This is a genomic window from Pantoea sp. CFSAN033090, assembly GCF_001264395.1.
Classification (GTDB): Bacteria; Pseudomonadota; Gammaproteobacteria; order Enterobacterales; family Enterobacteriaceae; genus Pantoea; species Pantoea agglomerans.
On sequence record NZ_LGYX01000024.1, the window covers coordinates 112,640 to 128,998 of the forward strand.

The 16,359-nt window shown below is 56.9% G+C and carries 19 protein-coding genes; 2 read left to right on the forward strand and 17 right to left on the reverse strand.

Annotation, left to right across the window (positions count from 1 at the left end; all coding sequences use genetic code 11):
* Nucleotides 1-7 precede the first annotated feature (7 nt).
* Nucleotides 8-1,315 carry an MFS transporter gene (locus AFL22_RS19340; RefSeq protein ID WP_122458509.1) on the forward strand — a complete coding sequence of 436 codons (1,308 nt, stop codon included), beginning with the start codon at nt 8-10 and terminating at the stop codon, nt 1,313-1,315.
* A 10-nt stretch (nt 1,316-1,325) separates the two neighbouring features.
* Nucleotides 1,326-2,135 carry a substrate-binding domain-containing protein gene (locus tag AFL22_RS19345; RefSeq protein ID WP_052271958.1) on the forward strand — a complete coding sequence of 270 codons (810 nt, stop codon included), beginning with the start codon at nt 1,326-1,328 and terminating at the stop codon, nt 2,133-2,135.
* Here the strand turns inward: AFL22_RS19345 and AFL22_RS19350 are convergent.
* The 17 genes from AFL22_RS19350 to AFL22_RS19425 all read right to left on the reverse strand — a co-directional run bounded on the left by AFL22_RS19350 (nt 2,110) and on the right by AFL22_RS19425 (nt 16,266).
* Entirely contained in the window at nt 2,110-3,009 is a 900-nt protein-coding gene (locus AFL22_RS19350; RefSeq protein ID WP_033767197.1) for a LysR family transcriptional regulator, read from the reverse strand. The genes AFL22_RS19345 and AFL22_RS19350 overlap by 26 nt on opposite strands.
* A gap of 114 nt (nt 3,010-3,123) precedes the next feature.
* Complete coding sequence (locus AFL22_RS19355; RefSeq protein WP_033767195.1) at nt 3,124-3,564, reverse strand: thiol-disulfide oxidoreductase DCC family protein; 441 nt, start codon at nt 3,562-3,564, stop codon at nt 3,124-3,126.
* Nucleotides 3,533-4,156: an AAA family ATPase gene (locus AFL22_RS19360; RefSeq protein WP_052271959.1), complete on the reverse strand. Its 624-nt coding sequence runs from the start codon at nt 4,154-4,156 to the stop codon at nt 3,533-3,535. The genes AFL22_RS19355 and AFL22_RS19360 overlap by 32 nt, the downstream gene beginning before the upstream one ends.
* Nucleotides 4,153-4,590, reverse strand: a complete 438-nt coding sequence (locus tag AFL22_RS19365) for a PTS sugar transporter subunit IIA (protein ID WP_031592905.1) — start codon at nt 4,588-4,590, stop codon at nt 4,153-4,155. The genes AFL22_RS19360 and AFL22_RS19365 overlap by 4 nt, the downstream gene beginning before the upstream one ends.
* Before the next feature lie 9 nt (nt 4,591-4,599).
* Entirely contained in the window at nt 4,600-4,869 is a 270-nt protein-coding gene (locus AFL22_RS19370; protein WP_033767191.1) for a hypothetical protein, read from the reverse strand.
* A gap of 95 nt (nt 4,870-4,964) precedes the next feature.
* The gene (locus tag AFL22_RS19375) at nt 4,965-5,807 is read right to left on the reverse strand and encodes a class II fructose-bisphosphate aldolase (RefSeq protein WP_010670115.1); all 843 of its coding nucleotides are present in this window, start codon (nt 5,805-5,807) and stop codon (nt 4,965-4,967) included.
* Nucleotides 5,794-7,161: a PTS sugar transporter subunit IIC gene (locus AFL22_RS19380; RefSeq protein WP_008925155.1), complete on the reverse strand. Its 1,368-nt coding sequence runs from the start codon at nt 7,159-7,161 to the stop codon at nt 5,794-5,796. The genes AFL22_RS19375 and AFL22_RS19380 overlap by 14 nt, the downstream gene beginning before the upstream one ends.
* Entirely contained in the window at nt 7,154-7,468 is a 315-nt protein-coding gene (locus AFL22_RS19385; protein WP_010245062.1) for a PTS sugar transporter subunit IIB, read from the reverse strand. Before AFL22_RS19385 ends, AFL22_RS19380 begins: the two co-directional genes overlap by 8 nt.
* Before the next feature lie 10 nt (nt 7,469-7,478).
* Complete coding sequence (locus tag AFL22_RS19390; protein ID WP_052271960.1) at nt 7,479-8,459, reverse strand: 6-phosphofructokinase; 981 nt, start codon at nt 8,457-8,459, stop codon at nt 7,479-7,481.
* A gap of 458 nt (nt 8,460-8,917) precedes the next feature.
* The gene (locus AFL22_RS19395; protein WP_010245067.1) at nt 8,918-9,502 is read right to left on the reverse strand and encodes a YceI family protein; all 585 of its coding nucleotides are present in this window, start codon (nt 9,500-9,502) and stop codon (nt 8,918-8,920) included.
* A gap of 114 nt (nt 9,503-9,616) precedes the next feature.
* Nucleotides 9,617-11,893 (reverse strand): pyrroloquinoline quinone biosynthesis protein PqqF, encoded by a 2,277-nt coding sequence (gene pqqF / locus AFL22_RS19400; protein WP_052271961.1) that lies wholly within the window; start codon nt 11,891-11,893, stop codon nt 9,617-9,619.
* Complete coding sequence (gene pqqE / locus AFL22_RS19405; protein ID WP_197276792.1) at nt 11,893-13,059, reverse strand: pyrroloquinoline quinone biosynthesis protein PqqE; 1,167 nt, start codon at nt 13,057-13,059, stop codon at nt 11,893-11,895. The genes pqqF and pqqE overlap by 1 nt, the downstream gene beginning before the upstream one ends.
* Entirely contained in the window at nt 13,022-13,300 is a 279-nt protein-coding gene (gene pqqD / locus AFL22_RS19410; protein WP_010245072.1) for a pyrroloquinoline quinone biosynthesis peptide chaperone PqqD, read from the reverse strand. The genes pqqE and pqqD overlap by 38 nt, the downstream gene beginning before the upstream one ends.
* Before the next feature lie 3 nt (nt 13,301-13,303).
* Entirely contained in the window at nt 13,304-14,059 is a 756-nt protein-coding gene (pqqC, locus tag AFL22_RS19415; protein ID WP_010245074.1) for a pyrroloquinoline-quinone synthase PqqC, read from the reverse strand.
* A gap of 3 nt (nt 14,060-14,062) precedes the next feature.
* A complete protein-coding gene (gene pqqB, locus AFL22_RS19420; RefSeq protein ID WP_052271963.1) occupies nt 14,063-14,980 on the reverse strand; it encodes a pyrroloquinoline quinone biosynthesis protein PqqB in 918 nt (305 codons plus the stop codon).
* A 54-nt stretch (nt 14,981-15,034) separates the two neighbouring features.
* Nucleotides 15,035-15,106: a pyrroloquinoline quinone precursor peptide PqqA gene (gene pqqA / locus AFL22_RS23595; protein WP_010245082.1), complete on the reverse strand. Its 72-nt coding sequence runs from the start codon at nt 15,104-15,106 to the stop codon at nt 15,035-15,037.
* Nucleotides 15,107-15,249: 143 nt separating this feature from the next.
* Complete coding sequence (locus tag AFL22_RS19425) at nt 15,250-16,266, reverse strand: dipeptidase (RefSeq protein WP_033757585.1); 1,017 nt, start codon at nt 16,264-16,266, stop codon at nt 15,250-15,252.
* Nucleotides 16,267-16,359: the final 93 nt, after the last annotated feature.

Consider the following 16,359-nt stretch of genomic DNA (forward strand, 5'->3'; position numbering starts at 1 on the left):
GGAGTTACTGATGCAGACAACCTCACCCATGACTCACCGCGCCAGGATTGGCGCAATATTCCGTGTTACCTCAGGCAACTTTCTCGAACAGTTCGACTTCTTCCTGTTCGGTTTCTATGCCACCTATATCGCCCATACCTTTTTCCCGGCCAGCAGTGAGTTCGCCTCACTGATGATGACCTTTGCCGTGTTTGGCGCAGGGTTCCTGATGCGCCCGATTGGCGCGGTAGTGCTGGGCGCGTACATCGATAAGGTCGGTCGTCGTAAAGGGCTGATCGTCACGCTCTCCATCATGGCGGCGGGCACCTTTATGATCGTGCTGATCCCCTCTTACCAGAGTATTGGTCTGTGGGCGCCGCTGCTGGTGCTGATTGGTCGGCTGCTGCAGGGCTTTTCCGCCGGTGCGGAGCTGGGCGGCGTGTCGGTCTATCTGGCAGAGATCGCCACACCAGGCCGCAAGGGCTTCTACACCAGCTGGCAGTCGGGCAGTCAGCAGGTCGCGATTATGGTGGCGGCGGCGATGGGCTTTATCCTCAACGCGGTGCTGGAAGAGAGTGCCATCCGTGAATGGGGCTGGCGGATTCCGTTCCTGTTTGGCTGCCTGATTGTGCCGTTTATCTTCCTGCTGCGTCGCAAGCTGGAAGAGACCCAGGAGTTCAACAACCGTCGCAGCCATCCCGATGTGAAGCAGGTGTTCCGCATCCTGCTCGCCAACTGGCAGGTGGTGATTGCCGGGATGCTGATGGTAGCAATGACCACGACAGCGTTTTACCTGATTACGGTTTACGCGCCGACCTTTGGCAAGAAAGTGCTGCTGCTCAGCGCCTCTGACAGCCTGCTGGTGACGTTGCTGGTGGCGGTATCGAACTTTATCTGGCTGCCGATTGGCGGTGCGATCTCCGACCGCTTTGGTCGCAAGCCTGTGCTGGTCGCCATGACCCTGCTGGCGATCGTCACCACCTATCCGGCTCTGAGCATGCTGGCCGCCGCACCGGGCTTCTCGATGATGCTGGGCGTGCTGCTGTGGCTTTCAATGATCTATGGTCTCTACAACGGCGCGATGATCCCGGCGCTGACCGAAATCATGCCAGCGGAAGTGCGCGTGGCGGGCTTCTCGCTGGCCTATAGCCTGGCAACTGCGCTGTTTGGCGGGTTTACGCCGGTGATGTCAACCGGCCTGATTGAGATGACCGGCGATAAAGCCTCGCCAGGCTACTGGATGAGTTTTGCAGCAGTCTGCGCCCTGGGGGCAACACTTTATCTCTATCGTCGTACACGCAGTGCCGTATCACCTGCCCATGAAACCGTTAGCTGAGGAACGTAAAATGAAACTGAAAACGATGTCGCTTTACGCTGCTCTGCTGTTCAGCGTGGCGGGCAGCGCCACGGCGCAGGCAAAAGAGCTGACGGTGATGATCTCCGGCGGGTTTAAAGCAGCGTGGGATACGCTCTCGCCCCGCTTCGCCCAGCATGAAGGGATCACTATCAACACCGTCGCCGGTCCGTCTATGGGCAAAACCCCGCAGGCCATTCCGGCACGACTGGCGCGCGGTGAACCGGCCGATGTGGTGATTATGGTCGGCGATGCGCTAAGCGATCTGCAAAAACAGGGCGAGACGCTGCCGGGTTCACGGGTTGAGCTGGCGGACTCCCGCATCGGCGCGGTGATCAAACAGGGTGCCACGCCGGTTAAGATCGGCAGCGAAAGCGCGCTGCGTACTGCTCTGCTGAACGCCAGCTCCATCGCCTACTCTGACAGCGCCAGCGGTAAGTATGTCAACAGCCAGCTGTTCAGCCGCCTGGGCATTGAAGATCAGGTTAAGGGGAAAGCGGTGAAGGTTGAGCGCATCCCGGTGGCCTCAGAGGTCGCGGCCGGTAAATACGCTATCGGCTTTCAGCAGGTCAGTGAGCTGCTGCCGGTGCCAGGCGTCACTTTTATTGGCGAACTGCCGGACAAACTGCAATACACCACCCGCTTCGCCGGTGCCGTGGTGCGCAAGTCAGCGCAGCCGGATGAGGCGGCTAAGCTGCTGCGCTGGCTCGCCTCCTCTGAGGCACAACAGGCGGTGCACGCCAGCGGACTGCACACCGTGAAAGCGTCAAAACCGGTCAGAGACGCTGATACTGTTCAATAATCAGGTTCTCCAGTTCGCCCGCAATGTGCGACAGCGTCCGGCCATTTTTACGTAGCAGACCCACGGTGCGTTTCACCTGCGGATCGGTCAATGGAACCGCCATCAGCAGGGCGTGATCGTAGCCAGGCATCGACATGGCGGGGACGGCAGCAATGCCCAGCCCCGCCTCAACCATCCCCAGCATGGTGGTGACGTGCCGGGTTTCACAGATACAGGGTTTCTCCGGCATGATCGCCTGCAACGCCTGATCCAGCAGGTTGCGATTGCCGGAGGTTTTATCCAGCCCGACCCATTCATACTGATAAAACGCCTGCCAGCTCAGACTCTTTTTGCCAGCTACAGGATGGTCACGCCGACAGGCCGCCACGTAGGGATCATCCATCAGCGGCTGGAAATGCACATCCGGCTGCGAGCGGCTGGAAAAACTGATGCCAAAGTCGGCCTGACCGCCAATCACCGCGTCATAAACGTTAGCCGCACTGCTGTCGATCAGTTTGACTCGTACGCGGGGATAGCGCGCCTGAAACAGCCGGATAATGTTGGGCATAAAGTAGTAGGCGGCTGACGGCACGCAGGCCACGGTAATCAGGCCAGTGCGGGCTAAGCTCACCTCACTGAGATCGGCCATGACCTCCTCAAAATCAGCCAGCAACTTATCCGAGCGCTGAGCAAACGCATGCCCCTTCAGCGTCAGCGTGACGCGGCGCGTGGTACGCTCAAACAGTTTGATCCCCAGCGAGGTTTCCAGCTTATCTATCCGGCGGCTCAGCGCCGACTGTGAGAGACAGATCGATTCTGCCGCCAGGCGAAAATTGCCAAACTCCACCAGCGCGCGAAACGCGTAGAGATCGTTTAGATCGAAATTAACCGGCATAAATCCCTCTTACCGCTTCCTGAAAGCATCACATTTATCTAACATTCGGTGGACATAACAATAACATCATTGTTCTCATTGATCTCATTGCCACCTGCGACTGGCTGTTAAAGATTAGTGAGCTGTATCAACCTGATGCAGAAAACGTCCGGGATAATCGGGTTGGATAGCGTGCTGGGCGCTGTAACGCCCAAACAGCTTATAGCGGTTTAACGCGATGCGGTCATAAGCAAAGTTACTGATCGCGTCGGGAAAGTGGCGCAGCACCGCCAGCCCGCGCCACGGGGCCGGCAGGTGCTGCATCACGCGGAACACCGCCTGCGCCCGCAGCCAGTGCTGGTTATCGGCAATGTAGACAATGGTGCTGATGTTCTCTTCCGGCAGTCCGGCCCAGCGCAGCAGCGCTTTGCCCTGCTCGCTCTGCACCGAGGCAAAACGGACCTGCCGCGCCAGATGGTGACGCAGCAGGAACTGAACCCAGCCGTTGCACAACTTACAGACACCGTCATAGAGCACGGCGCTTTCACCGGTTTGCAGATAAGGGGGCGACGACATCCTGCAACTCCTCACTCCTCTGATGATGAACTGAAGTGTAGCGGGTTCTGGTCAGTTGCTGCTGCAGCCAGTGAATGACGGCAGCGTAATCCTGAACGCAGGCATCAACCTCATACACCGGGCCCAGCGCCATCGGAGTGGCCTGTTGTGCCAGCTGGCGCAGTTCCGGCAGATACTCAGCCCCTGGATGGCCCGGCAGCCGCTGCGACAGCCGCGCCTGGTAGCGCGCCACCGCCGCTTCCGGTTCAATCTTCAGCCACAGCTCCAGCGCCTCTTCCACGCCAGCCTGTTTCAGTCCCTGCTCCAGCAGCGTACGGGGCTGGAACCCAAACCAGGCGTCGATCAGCCAGATCTGACTGGCGGGAGCCTGCGCGACGATGTTCCAGATCGCCTGATAGGCCGCGCAGCCCAGTTGCCGGTTACGCTGGCGATCGACCGGCGCAAAAGCGTGCATAAAGGGTTCTTTCAGGCTATCGAGCGTCAGCACCGGCCAGCCAAACTGTTGTGACAGCGCGTGCGTCAGGGTGCTTTTACCCGAAGCCGGAATGCCATTAACCAGCACCACGCGTTTGGGGGGGATGTTTTGCGTCATAAGATATCGATGACCTCCGCGATGCTGCTGGCCTGACGTAACCGGACCAGCGTTTCCTCATCTTCCAGCAGCGACACAATCGCGCGGATCCCCTCTTCGATATGGGCATTGCTGTCACGCGCACCAAACATGATGACTATGTCCGCTTTGTCACTGCCCTCAAACGAGATCGGCTCATTCAACAGAATCATACTGAAACAGTCGCGGATCACCCCCGCTTCCGGTCGCGCATGGGGAATGGCGATCCCCTCTTCGAACACGTAGTAAGCGCCATGGGCCAGGGTATTGGCGATCACCGCATCAGGATAAGAAGCATCGAGATAGCCGCCACTGACCAGGGGTTCGGCAGCCAGCGCGATAACCTGACGCCAGTCCGTGGCGTCGATACCAATCTGAATGGCGTTTGCCTCTTGCAATAACTGCTTAATCGTCATCAGCTCTCCTTAAATCGACTGGCGAACCACATTGCGTAATTCATCGATTTTGACAAACAGCGCATCAATTTCATTGCGATAGCGACGGCTTTTCGCAAATAAGCTTAATGCCCGGTTATATTCCAGCATTAATTGTTTTTGCGTTTCGCCATTACGCGGATTAATAGCCAGCTGCTGCTCCAGTTGCGTTATTTTCTCGCGACTTAATTCCGCCAGATGATCCTGCTGCTGCTCGCTGGGTTGTTCCACAGCCGGAGACTTTTTTAAGAATCCAAACATAGGCTCTCCTGCCCCGTAGCATGTCGGGGTGGCTCAGATTAATAGGTAATTATAAAAGGTTTGACGCAATAAGCCGGTGATGGCGAAACGGGCGATTACCGGAATAATTGCATCTTCTCTACCAGCACACTGGTTACCGCATCATTGGCCGGCACCAGGAAATTACGCACGCTGTCATTGACCTTGCCTTTTTCAAAGGTCGATTTGCACTGCGCCACCCACTGAACATTCATTTCGGTGCCGACATTGACCTTCTCAATACCGCTGCTGACCGCCAGCCGCATATCTTCATCGCTGACGCCGGTGCCGCCGTGCAGCACCAGTGGCGTGTGGGTTGCCGCCGTGATATCTGCCAGCCGCTGATGCTGAATATGCGCTTTACCGGTGTAAAGCCCATGCACGGTGCCGATGGAGATCGCCAGCATATCGACGCCGGTCTCTTCGACAAAGCGGCGCGCATCTTCCACCGGCGTAAACGCAATCGCCTCCATCTCCACACATTTACCATCTTCCGAGCCGCCAATCGCACCCAGTTCGGCTTCTACCGAAACATTGTGCGGACGCGCCATATCAATCACCCGGCGGGTATTGGCAATATTCTCCTCAATTGACAGATGGGAACCGTCATACATCACGGAACTGAATCCGGCATCAATCGCTGTCTGAATCGCCGCTAAATCGGAACAGTGATCGAGATGCAGACAGGTCGGGACATTCATACTCTCTGACAGCGATTTAATGGCATCGACCAGTAATTTATGGCCGAGATATTTCGCCGTGCCGGTGGAGATCTGAATCATTAACGGACTATTGGTTTTCTCTGCCGCTTTAAAATAGGCGGGCAGCATCTCCAGGCAGTGAAGATTAAAAGAACCCACCGCTTTAAAGTCGCGCTGTTTAGCCAGCTGTAACAGATCGGCGAAGTTATAAAGTTTCATGGATTTTTTCCTCTTGAGGTTTTGTGGATTTGCCATTAACAAACCAGGCAAGCGCGGTAACAAAGGCAATAAACAGGGCGACGAACAGCCAGTTATTCTGGAAGGCGTGGCCGAGCACCAGGCCGGTACTGATGACATCTGAGTCACTGAAGGTCACACCGGTGAAGCCATAGCTTTCCAGCATCGGCACCAGGATGGCGGGCAGAATGGTGATAAAGAGGCCGTGGACGAAGCCGCCGATCATCGCGCCGCGCCGTCCGCCCATGGCATTACCAAATACCCCGGCGGTGCCACCGGCAAAGAAGTTGGTCAGCAGGCCAGGCAGGATCATCGCCAGACCAAACATCGGGAAGACGAGCATGCCGACAATTGAGCCGAGCGTGGTGGCGAGAAAGCCAACAATCACCGCGTTCGGGGCATAGGGAAACATCACCGGGCAGTCCAGCGCCGGTTTGGCATCCGGCACGACACGCATGGCGATACCGCGGAAGGCAGGCACCAGCTCGTTCAGCAATAGACGAACGCCGCTGTAGAGCACAAAGACTCCGGCCACGAACTGAATCGACTGCATAAAGGCGTACATCAGGTAGTTCATGCCGTTGCTGTACTGGGCGATAAACGCCGGACCGGCCGCCACGGCGGGGATCAGGTACATCGGCACCATCACCAGCGCCATCGACAGATAGGTATCCTGCAGAAACTTGAAGTTATCGGGCAGCTTAAGATCTTCAGTGGATCGCGATCCTTTGCCGACCACTTTGGCGACCGCCGCAGTGACCAGATAACCAATGGTGCAGAAGTGACCCAGGGCAACGTCGTCCGAATCGGTAATACGTCGTACCACCGGCTGCGCCAGCGCAGGCATCACCACGGCCATGATCCCGCCAAAGATACCGCCGGTCAGGATCAGCGGCAGACCGGTCAGCCCCGCTTTATAGCCAATCACCGCGCCAATTGTCGCCATCCACAGCAGGGCCTGGCCGGTCAGGAAGATGTACTTAAAGGGCGTCAGTCGCGCGATAATGATATTGACGATAAAGATCACCAGCAGCGTCAGTGCCACTTCAGACCCCAGCTCACGGTTAGCCAGCCCGGCAATGGCGGCAACATCGGTGATATAGCCGCGCATGCCAAAGCCGTGGGTAAAAATGGTATTGAGGAACGTCAGGGTTCCCACAATAATATTGATACCCGCCATCATAATTAAAAAGCCGAGCAGGGTTTTAAAGGTGCCTTCCACCACCTTGCCTGCGGATTTCTTTTGCAGCAGCAGACCAATCAGGGCAATAAAGGCGATCAGAATAGACGCCTGCCCCAGCAGATCTTTTACCAGGAAGTCGATCACACTATTCATGGGCGGCGACCTTTACGTTGCGTTCTTTTAAAAAGGCCAGGATCTTCTGCTCTATTTCCGCTTTATCGGTGAGCCGGTTAAGAATAATGACCCGCTTAATCTGTTCCGGACTGGCGTCGGCATTTAACACATCGGCAAAGGCTTTTTGCGTCAGAATCATGTCCGACTTAAAGGCATTCGCTTCTGAAATGGTGGTGTGATCGATATCGGCCTCAATCTCCAGTTTTTTTAAAACCGCTTTTGCGCTCATCTCAATCGCAAAACTGGATCCTAAGCCACAACCACAGACACATAATATTTTCAGCATGGTTTTCTCCTCACAATATATTGAGTTGTTTAGCGATTTTGTAATGGTGCCCGTCAATATCGACCAGGCGTTTTTGCATGCTTATTAAATCAATCGGAATCGGTTTATTGCTGCCGTTAATAATGACCGCTTTATTCCGCATGCCTGACTGAATACAACGCACCACTTCACTGGCCATAATGGTGCCCTGATAAATCTCTTCGCAGGTGGGATCACCATTCCGCAGCCCGTAACCGAGGATAGTTTTACGGACGCGTACGCCAATAAGCGGCTCAAGCTGTTTGATTAAGGTGTCGATAGCCCCCTGAAAACCGGGCGAATATTCGCGGGTGTAGCCTTCTGAACAGAGAATGATCACGCTGTTCTGTTCTGCCAGTCGCTGGGTGATGCGCTGCGCCAGCTGTGGCAAAGGAATCTGGCACTCCGGGATCAGCGCAATGTCCGCATTGGATTTAATCGCCGACTGCAGGGTTAATTCGCCGCAGTAGCCGCCGAGTAACTCCAGCATAAATACCCGGCCAGGTAAGGCGCGCCCGGTATTCCGCAGTTTCGCGACCTCTTTTAATACCTGCTCGCAGGCGGTGGAAAAACCCAGGGTGTAATCACTGCCGAAGACATCATTATCGATAGTCATGCCGACACCGAAACAATTAACACCAGACTCCGACAGGGTATGGAGAAATTGCAGCGACCCGTCACCGCCCGCCATAATTAACACTTCAATACGGGCGCTTTTCAGCTGGCGGGCAATACATTCATATTCGCTGCGCACCAGTTTCTTTTGCGTGCGTCCCGATTGCATAACCGGAATTGAGGCGATGGCAAAGTCGAGCAGATCACGCTGGCTGATATCACGATGGTTATTTGCCAGCAGGCCGGGAATGCCACCATCAAATATTACGATCTCCGCCTGCGTCAGACGCCCTAACTGGAAGACAAAATTATTAATGCCGGTTACATCACCGCCACTGATCACCATTCCAATTCGCATTTCCCTCACCTCGCTGTCTTAATCTGCTGAGGGCCATTCTTCCGGTTCGTGGGGTTGCTATTTGCAGAGGAGATCACAGTTACGAGCGGTATTTTTTGGGCGGAGTTATTGACAGGGGTGTCTGAACGGCGGTTTTTGAGATCAAAATCACACTATTCGCGGGAAGGCCGATTAGAGTGAAACGATATAAATCAATGAGTTATTTCAGAAGACATCTGAATTTTATTTCGCCACACAGCGGCACAGAGTGGCTTATTCCGTGCTGTTGCAAATTTGTGACTTTCGCCTCATTTTTCCCGGTTCCGGGCCAGATAAAGCGTTCAGAAAATAGTTGATGAGGAGATATCCGGATTATTTTATGGCAGATAAACAGGCGGGCAGAATAGATTTCAGAGGGGAAGAAGGCGCAGAAAAAACGAATAAGGGGCGTAGCAGCAAGCCGCTACGTCCCAAAAAGCTTACTTGGCGTAGGCTTCAGTAGACAGAGTCAGAGTGACCTCGTCGCTTACCGCTGGGACATATTTGTCCAGCTTGAAGTCAGAACGCTTGATGGTGCCGGTGGCATCAAAACCAATCGCCTGCTTTTTCACCATCGGATGCTCGCCCTGCTTGTTCAGCGTCGCGTGCAGCGTAACTGGCTTGGTGATGCCTTTCAGGGTCAGGTTGCCTTCAACATCAAATTTGTTGTCGCCCTTCGCCACCACTTTGGTGCTGTGGAAGGTCGCAGTCGGATATTTAGCGGTGTCGAAGTACTCAGCGCCTTTGAATTCTTTGGTCAGCGCAGCCACGTGGCTGTCTATTTTGCTGACTGGCAGGGTCACGTCAACGCGTGATGCCTCTGGATGATCTTTATCAAACACCAGGTTACCGGTTGCATCAGGGATATCAGCGGTAGGGTTTGAGAAGCCGAAGTGGTTCCAGGCAACAATCACCGACGTATGCTCAGGATTCAGCTGGTAGTGCATCGCCTCAGCCTGAGACAACGGGGCGTAGAGGGTGGCAGCGGCTAACAGGGGCAGTGCAATACGTTTGAAGTTTTTCACGGTCAATTCCTTATGCGGACAAAGTGAATTGAGTGTGGTCCAGTTCGCCCTGAATAGACAGTGAAGAGATTTGTCGGTAATTTTCAAATAAATTCAGCAACTTTATACCGGGCGCTACACATTCTCGCCGCCGGTGAACAGCACCCGCCAGCGGCGGCGATCCTGAATCAGCGTGCGGTGAAGCTGTTGCAGATCCGCAAGTGTCAGCGCCTCAATCTGCGCCGCATCCGGTTCTGCCAGGCCATTGTCAGCGCGTAAGCACGCCAGTGGCTGCTCCACTTCCCGGCTCAGAAGACGCGCTTTCAGTGCCGCCAGATCGTAACCCGCCAGCGTCTCGTTCAGTGACCGCAGGAAGTTGCGGCAGTAGCGCAGCAGTGACAGCGCGCTGTAATCGGGCGACTGCAGCGCAAACAGTACCCCATCTTCATCGGCACAGCGCATATAGCGGCTGCTGACCACATAACCGATAGGCTGCTCAACGCGATAGCGCTGGAAAAAGCGCGGCTCGTAGATCAGCGCCAGCGCGCGTAGCGCCGCCAGCTGTTCAGGTCGATGCAGCGGGATAAACAGCAGCAGAGCATTGTCCGCGCTGCTGTGTGGCAGGCGCGTCATACCGGTTTGTGTCGTCATGCGCTTTGGCGGCGTGTCAGGATTAACCGGTAGCGACAGTGCGCTCAGCCGCCGGGCAATCAGTGAATGCAGTGCCGCGTTGCCGCCTTTCAGCGCCGCCCGCCAGCAATGTGGCGTAATGGTGGCGGCCAGCTGCCAGGGCAACTGCCGCAACAGTGCACGAATCGCGATGCTTTCACCCGAAGAAGGCTGCGCCGCCTCAACCGGCAGCGTCAGTGCGGCGACAATCTGGCTCAGCGCCCGGTCAGCCACCGCCTCATCCGGCGTCAGTTGTAGCGTCAGTTGCCACACGCCCTCCACTTCCTGCCAGCTGCCGTTGCCGCCCTGATGACGCAACGCGGCAAACAGCGGACGTAACCGCCGCCCCAGCGCTTCGCCTGCCGCTTCGGTGAACGTTGACCAGAACTCTGGTCGCAGGATCAGCGTCGCCTGCAGGTCATCAGGCTGATGATGCGGCAATGCCACCGCCTGTGCGGGCAGCGGCTCAGACGTTAAGGCGGTCTCGAACGGATAGAATGTGAAATGCGCCGGAGGTAGCGCCTCAGACGGGGCTGGCTGCCAGGCGGTCAGGGCAAGGCTGAATCCCTGCGTCTGAAGGGTTTCCTCAGCCGGGTGCGACGTGCAGAACAGCAACGTGCCCGGCGCGTCGGTGAGACGCGCCAGCAGCGGCTGTAACGCAGGCACGGCTTCATCTGGCGCAAAGCCGATAGCGCGCTGGCGTAACTGCTCCATCGGTGACAGTGTCACAAATCGCTGCTGCGCCAGATGGTGATAGTGTTGATGTTGTGGCGCATTCGTCTGGCGCAGTGCATCCAGATATCTGTCGATCAAAACATTAACGGTTTCAGGTTGATGCGTTTCAACGCCCAGCGCCAGCCAGAGCGCGCCTCCCGCCTGATAGATCCACTTCAGCTCCAGCGACTCCGCCAGCCCCTGCTCACGTAGGGTAGCCAGCAGCGATCCGGGTGCTTCATCCAGCAGAAATTCACGCCATAACGTGACACCGTCACTCTTATCCAGTATCCAGCTGCGCCATAGCGCCCCAGGTGCGGTCTCTGCCAGCTGCCAGCAGGTATCGCTGGTCAGCTGCGGCGGTGGCAGATCCTGTCGCCACTGACCGGAGGGCAGCGCGGCAGCAACGTTACGCGCCAGCTGTTCCAGCTCATCCAGTGAGTGTGGCCCCTGCAGCCAGAGCCGCATATTGCTGGCGAAGTAGTAGCGCTGGTGGAACTGGCGCAACGCCCGCTGCAGTGCAGAGAGCTCATCGCCAAAACTCGCCCGGCTGCCAATATGGAACCGGTGGAATTCCGCAGGTGACGCGGCGGCGTGCAGCAGTGCCGCTTCAATGCGTGACGGCTGATGACGCTGCAATAGCTGATATTCCGCATCAATCACCGCCACTTCCTGGCCGATCGCCTGATTATCAAGCAGCGGATGGCAGACCATATCCTGCAGTCGCGCCAGCCCGTCAGCCAGCAGCGACGGCGTGACCTCAAAAAAGAACGCGCTGCGCCGGGCCAGCGTGGTGGCGTTAACCCTGCCACCCTGCGTCTGAATCCAGCTCATCAACCGGCCCTCATCAGGCCAGCCGGTGCTGCCGGTGAACAGCAGATGTTCCAGCAGATGCGCCAGTCCGGGCCAGCGATCGGGTTCGTCGTGACTCCCCGCGCCCACCTGAATCAGGGCGGCGGCCTGGCTGGCATCGGGCTGATGCACCAGTTCAACCGTCAGACCGTTTATCTCCAGGCAACGCGTTTTCATCAGAGGTTCCGTGTTTTATAGATCAGTTGTGAGTTGCTGCGGTTACGGAACTGCAGCTGACCAATTTTAATGTCGCTGCAATCCGCCTCACGCCGGGCGTCAAGGATTTTGCCGTGATGCGGTGATTTGCTGCAGACCGGATCGGTGTTGTCGGCATTGCCGGTCAGCATGTAAGCCTGACAGCGACAGCCGCCAAAATCTTTCTCTTTCTCATCACAGGAGCGGCATGGCTCTGGCATCCAGTCAAAACCGCGATAACGGTTGAAGCCGAATGAGTTATACCAGATATCGTCCAGACTTTGCGTCAGCACTGAGGGAAATTCTACCGGGAGCTGACGCGCACTGTGACACGGCAGCGCGGTGCCCTCTGGCGTAACGCTGAGGAAGATGGCGCCCCAGCCACCCATGCAGGGCTTAGGGCGCTCTTCGTAGTAGTCTGGCGTCACAAACAGCAGGTTGGTCAGATTGCCGGTGGTGCTCATCCGCTCGCGGTAGGTTTTCACCACCGCCTCAGTGCGGGCGATCTGCTCGCGGGTGGGCAGCAGGCCTTCACGGTTAAGCTGCGCCCAGCCGTAGAACTGACAGGTCGCCAGTTCTACGTCATCCGCTTCCAGCTCAATGCAGAGATCGATGATCCTGTCGATCTGGTCGATGTTATGACGATGCAGAACAAAGTTCAGCACCATCGGATAGCCGTGGGCTTTCACCGCTTTCGCCATCTCCAGCTTCTGCTGAAACGCTTTTTTCGAACCGGCCAGCGCCGCATTCAGGGTTTCGTCACTCGCCTGGAAGCTGATCTGGATATGATCCAGACCCGCCTCGCTGAACGCATCCAGCTTCTTCTCCGTCAGGCCGATGCCCGAGGTGATCAGGTTGGTGTAGAAGCCGAGGTCGCGCGCCGCTTTGATGAGCTCCGGCAGATCTTTACGGACCAGCGGCTCGCCGCCCGAGAATCCGAGCTGCACGCTGCCCATCGCCCGCGCCTGACGAAACACCTCAATCCACTGCTCGGTGGTCAGCTCCTTCTCCTGCTGGGCGAAATCCAGCGGGTTGGAGCAGTAGGGACACTGCAGCGGACAGCGATAGGTCAGCTCGGCCAGCAGCCAGAGCGGCGGATTCACGTCAGCTTTATGCGGGGTCACGGAACTGTATCCACTTCTGTTCATAGGCTGATTGCAGGAACTCTAAAACGTCTGCACCCACGCCGCCCGCTTCCGGAAAACGGCTATCCAGCGTTGCGATAATCGCGGCGATATCCTGCTTGCCATCCACCAGTTCAAGGATGGCGGCGGCGGTTTCGTTCAGCTTCGCCATGCCTTCGGGATAGAGCACCACATGAGTATCCTGGGCGGCTTCCCACTGCATACGGTAGCCGCGACGAAACGCGGCAATTGAGTTTTCATTCATCTGTTATACCAGTCGGGTGGTGTGCCACGCCGCTTTATCAGTCACGGTGTGATAAGGCGGACGTTTCAGCTCGTATGCCATGGTCATGGCGTCCAGCATGCTCCATAAAATATCGAGCTTAAACTGCAAAATTTCCAGCATGCGGTTTTGCGTCTCAGCGGTGGTGAAATATTCCAGCGCCAGCGCCAGGCCATGTTCCACATCGCGGTTCGCCTGACCCAGGCGACTGCGGAAGTAGAAATAGCCCTCTTCTTTGATCCACGGATAGTGCTGCGGCCAGCTGTCGAGCCGTGACTGGTGGATCTGCGGGGCGAACAGCTCGGTGAGTGAGCTGCAGGCCGCCTCCTGCCAGTTGGCGCGGCGGGCAAAGTTAATATATGCATCCACAGCAAACCGCACGCCTGGCAGCACATGCTGCTCTGAAAGTAGTTCTTCGCGCGTCAGCCCGACCGCCTCGCCCAGCCGCAGCCAGGCCTCAATGCCGCCCTCTTCGCCGTTGCTGCCGTCGTGGTCGAGGATGCGCTGCACCCATTTACGGCGGGTAGCCGGATCGGGGCAGTTGGCCATGATCGCCGCATCTTTCAGCGGAATGGTGGTCTGGTAATAGAAACGATTCGCCACCCAGCCCTGAATCTGCTCGCGCGTGGCCTGACCGTTATGCATCGCGATGTGATACGGGTGATGGATATGGTAGTAAGCGCCTTTGTCGCGCAGGGCCTGTTCAAAAGCCTGCGGCGACAGCGTGTCAGTGATCTGCATGTTTTAGCCCTGAAGGTGGATCGCCATTCCGTCCCAGCTCACCTCTATTCCCTGCTCCGTCAGAAACTGACGCTGCGGTGATTGCTCGTTAAGGATCGGATTGGTGTTGTTAATGTGGATCAGAATTTTGCGTTTTGCCGGCAGCGACGCCAGCAGTGCCATCAGCCCCTGCTCTTCCGCCAGCGCCAGATGGCCCATCGCCTTGCCGGTGTTATGACCCACGCCAGTAGTCAGCAGCTCATCATCCTGCCAGACGGTACCATCAATCAGCAGGCAATCCGCTTTTTGCAGCCACGGCAGGATCACCGCATCCGGCTCGCCCAGGCCTGGCGCGTAAAGCAGCGTCTGGCCATTCGCGCGGTTTTCAATAAACAGCGCCACGTTATGGCCCGGCAGCGGCCGGTCGCGATACGGCGAGTAAGGCGGTGCATTACTGATAATCGGAATCGCGGTGAACTGAAGATCACCACAGACATCGACGCTGAACGGCGTCAGTGGCGCAATGGGACGGTGCTGTAATCCGCCATTCCAGTGGGTGAGCATAGGAAATATCGGGAAGCCGGTGCTGAGGTCACCATGCACTTCCGCCGTGCACCACACCTGATGCGGACAGCCCTCACGCAGGCTCAGCAGCCCGGTGGTGTGATCGATCTGGCTGTCGGTAAGGATAATCGCGCCGATCGCCGTGCCGCGTAACACCCCTTTGCGGGTCAGTTCTGGCGTATGCAGGATCTGCTGGCTGATGTCGGGTGAAGCGTTGCATAACACCCAATCTTCGCCGTTATCGCTGAGGATAATCGACGATTGCGTGCGTGCCTGGGCCTGAATCGTGCCGTTACGCACGCCGTGGCAGTTGGCGCAGTTACAGTTCCACTGCGGAAACCCGCCGCCCGCGGCTGAACCGAGGATTTTGATAAACATAGAGGAAAACCAGAAGTTGAAAAAAAATGCCCGCTCAGAGGGCGGGCAGAACGATTAACGGTTGGAGATGTAGAGAGTCACTTCCAGACCGAGACGCATATCAACGAAAGTTGGTTTTTTCCACATGAGTTACTTCCTCTTGGTTAACAGTAAATGAGCTGCCTGAAATCAGTGTGACCGGCATTGAATGAGACCGCCGTCACAATTTCCAGGCAGATGTTGCGCCAATGGCGCGTCGGGATCAAGCCCGGAACATCAGGAAATTGTTATCACAGCCCGGTCAGATGTAAAACCCGCTGCCAGTTTCCCCATGCCAGTTTCTCTGTCAGTGTCTGATCATAGCCCGCTTCCTGAAAAGCGGCGAGCAATCGCGGCAATCCGCTGACATCGCCCAGCGCAGCCGGTGGGGTAATCCCGTCGAAATCAGAGCCAAAGGCTACATGGTCGCTGCCCATTATCTTCAACAAGTGATCACAATGCTTAACAATTTCTGTTAATGGCGTGTCAGCGTCGCGTTTACCGTCGGCGCGCAGAAAAGCGTTGCCGAAATTAATGCCGACCAGACCGCCGCTGTCGCGGATTGCCACCAGCTGGTCATCCGTCAGATTACGCGGCTGCGGACAGAGAGCATGCGCGTTGGAGTGGCTGGCGACCAGCGGCGCGCTGGAGAGCCGGGCGGTGTCCCAAAAGGCTTTTGCATTCATATGCGACACGTCAATCATCATCTTCAGGTCACTCGCCTGCTGAATCAGCCTCTCTCCGGCGCGGGTCAGGCCTGGCCCGGTGTCGGGCGAGCCAGGAAAGGTGCCGCTGACGCCTTCACCAAAGCGGCTGGCCAGATTCCAGAATGGCCCGATGCTGCGCACCCCCGCCTGCCAGAAGGCGTGCAGTTGCTCGCCCTCCTCATCCAGCGCATCAGCACCTTCGATGTGTGCCACCATCGCCAGTACGCCTGCGGCGCGGCAGGCGGCAATTTCGTCATGACTGCGGCAGAGTCGCGCCCGCCCGCCTGACGCATCAGCCAGCTGCTGCAGGATCTCAAGCTGTTGCCACATGATCTGAAGCGGTTGAAACGGCTCGTCGGCACGTGCCGGAACGGTGCGGGCAATGTACTCCTGCGGAGGCACAAAGATCGCAAACAGCCCGCCGCCGAGCCCGCCCTGCTGAATGCGCGGAAAATCGAGGTGGCCCTGTTCAATCCCCTGATAAAACGCCTGCGCGGGCGCATCACGATGATGCAGCCAGAGATTAAGCAACAGATCGTTGTGACCGTCAAAAATCAGCATAAGAGTCCACCCGAATAAACAGGCGACCATGCTAACCCTGCCCGGCGGATTCACCAAACCAGAACGCACGCAGGGTCATGCAGGTCATGCAGG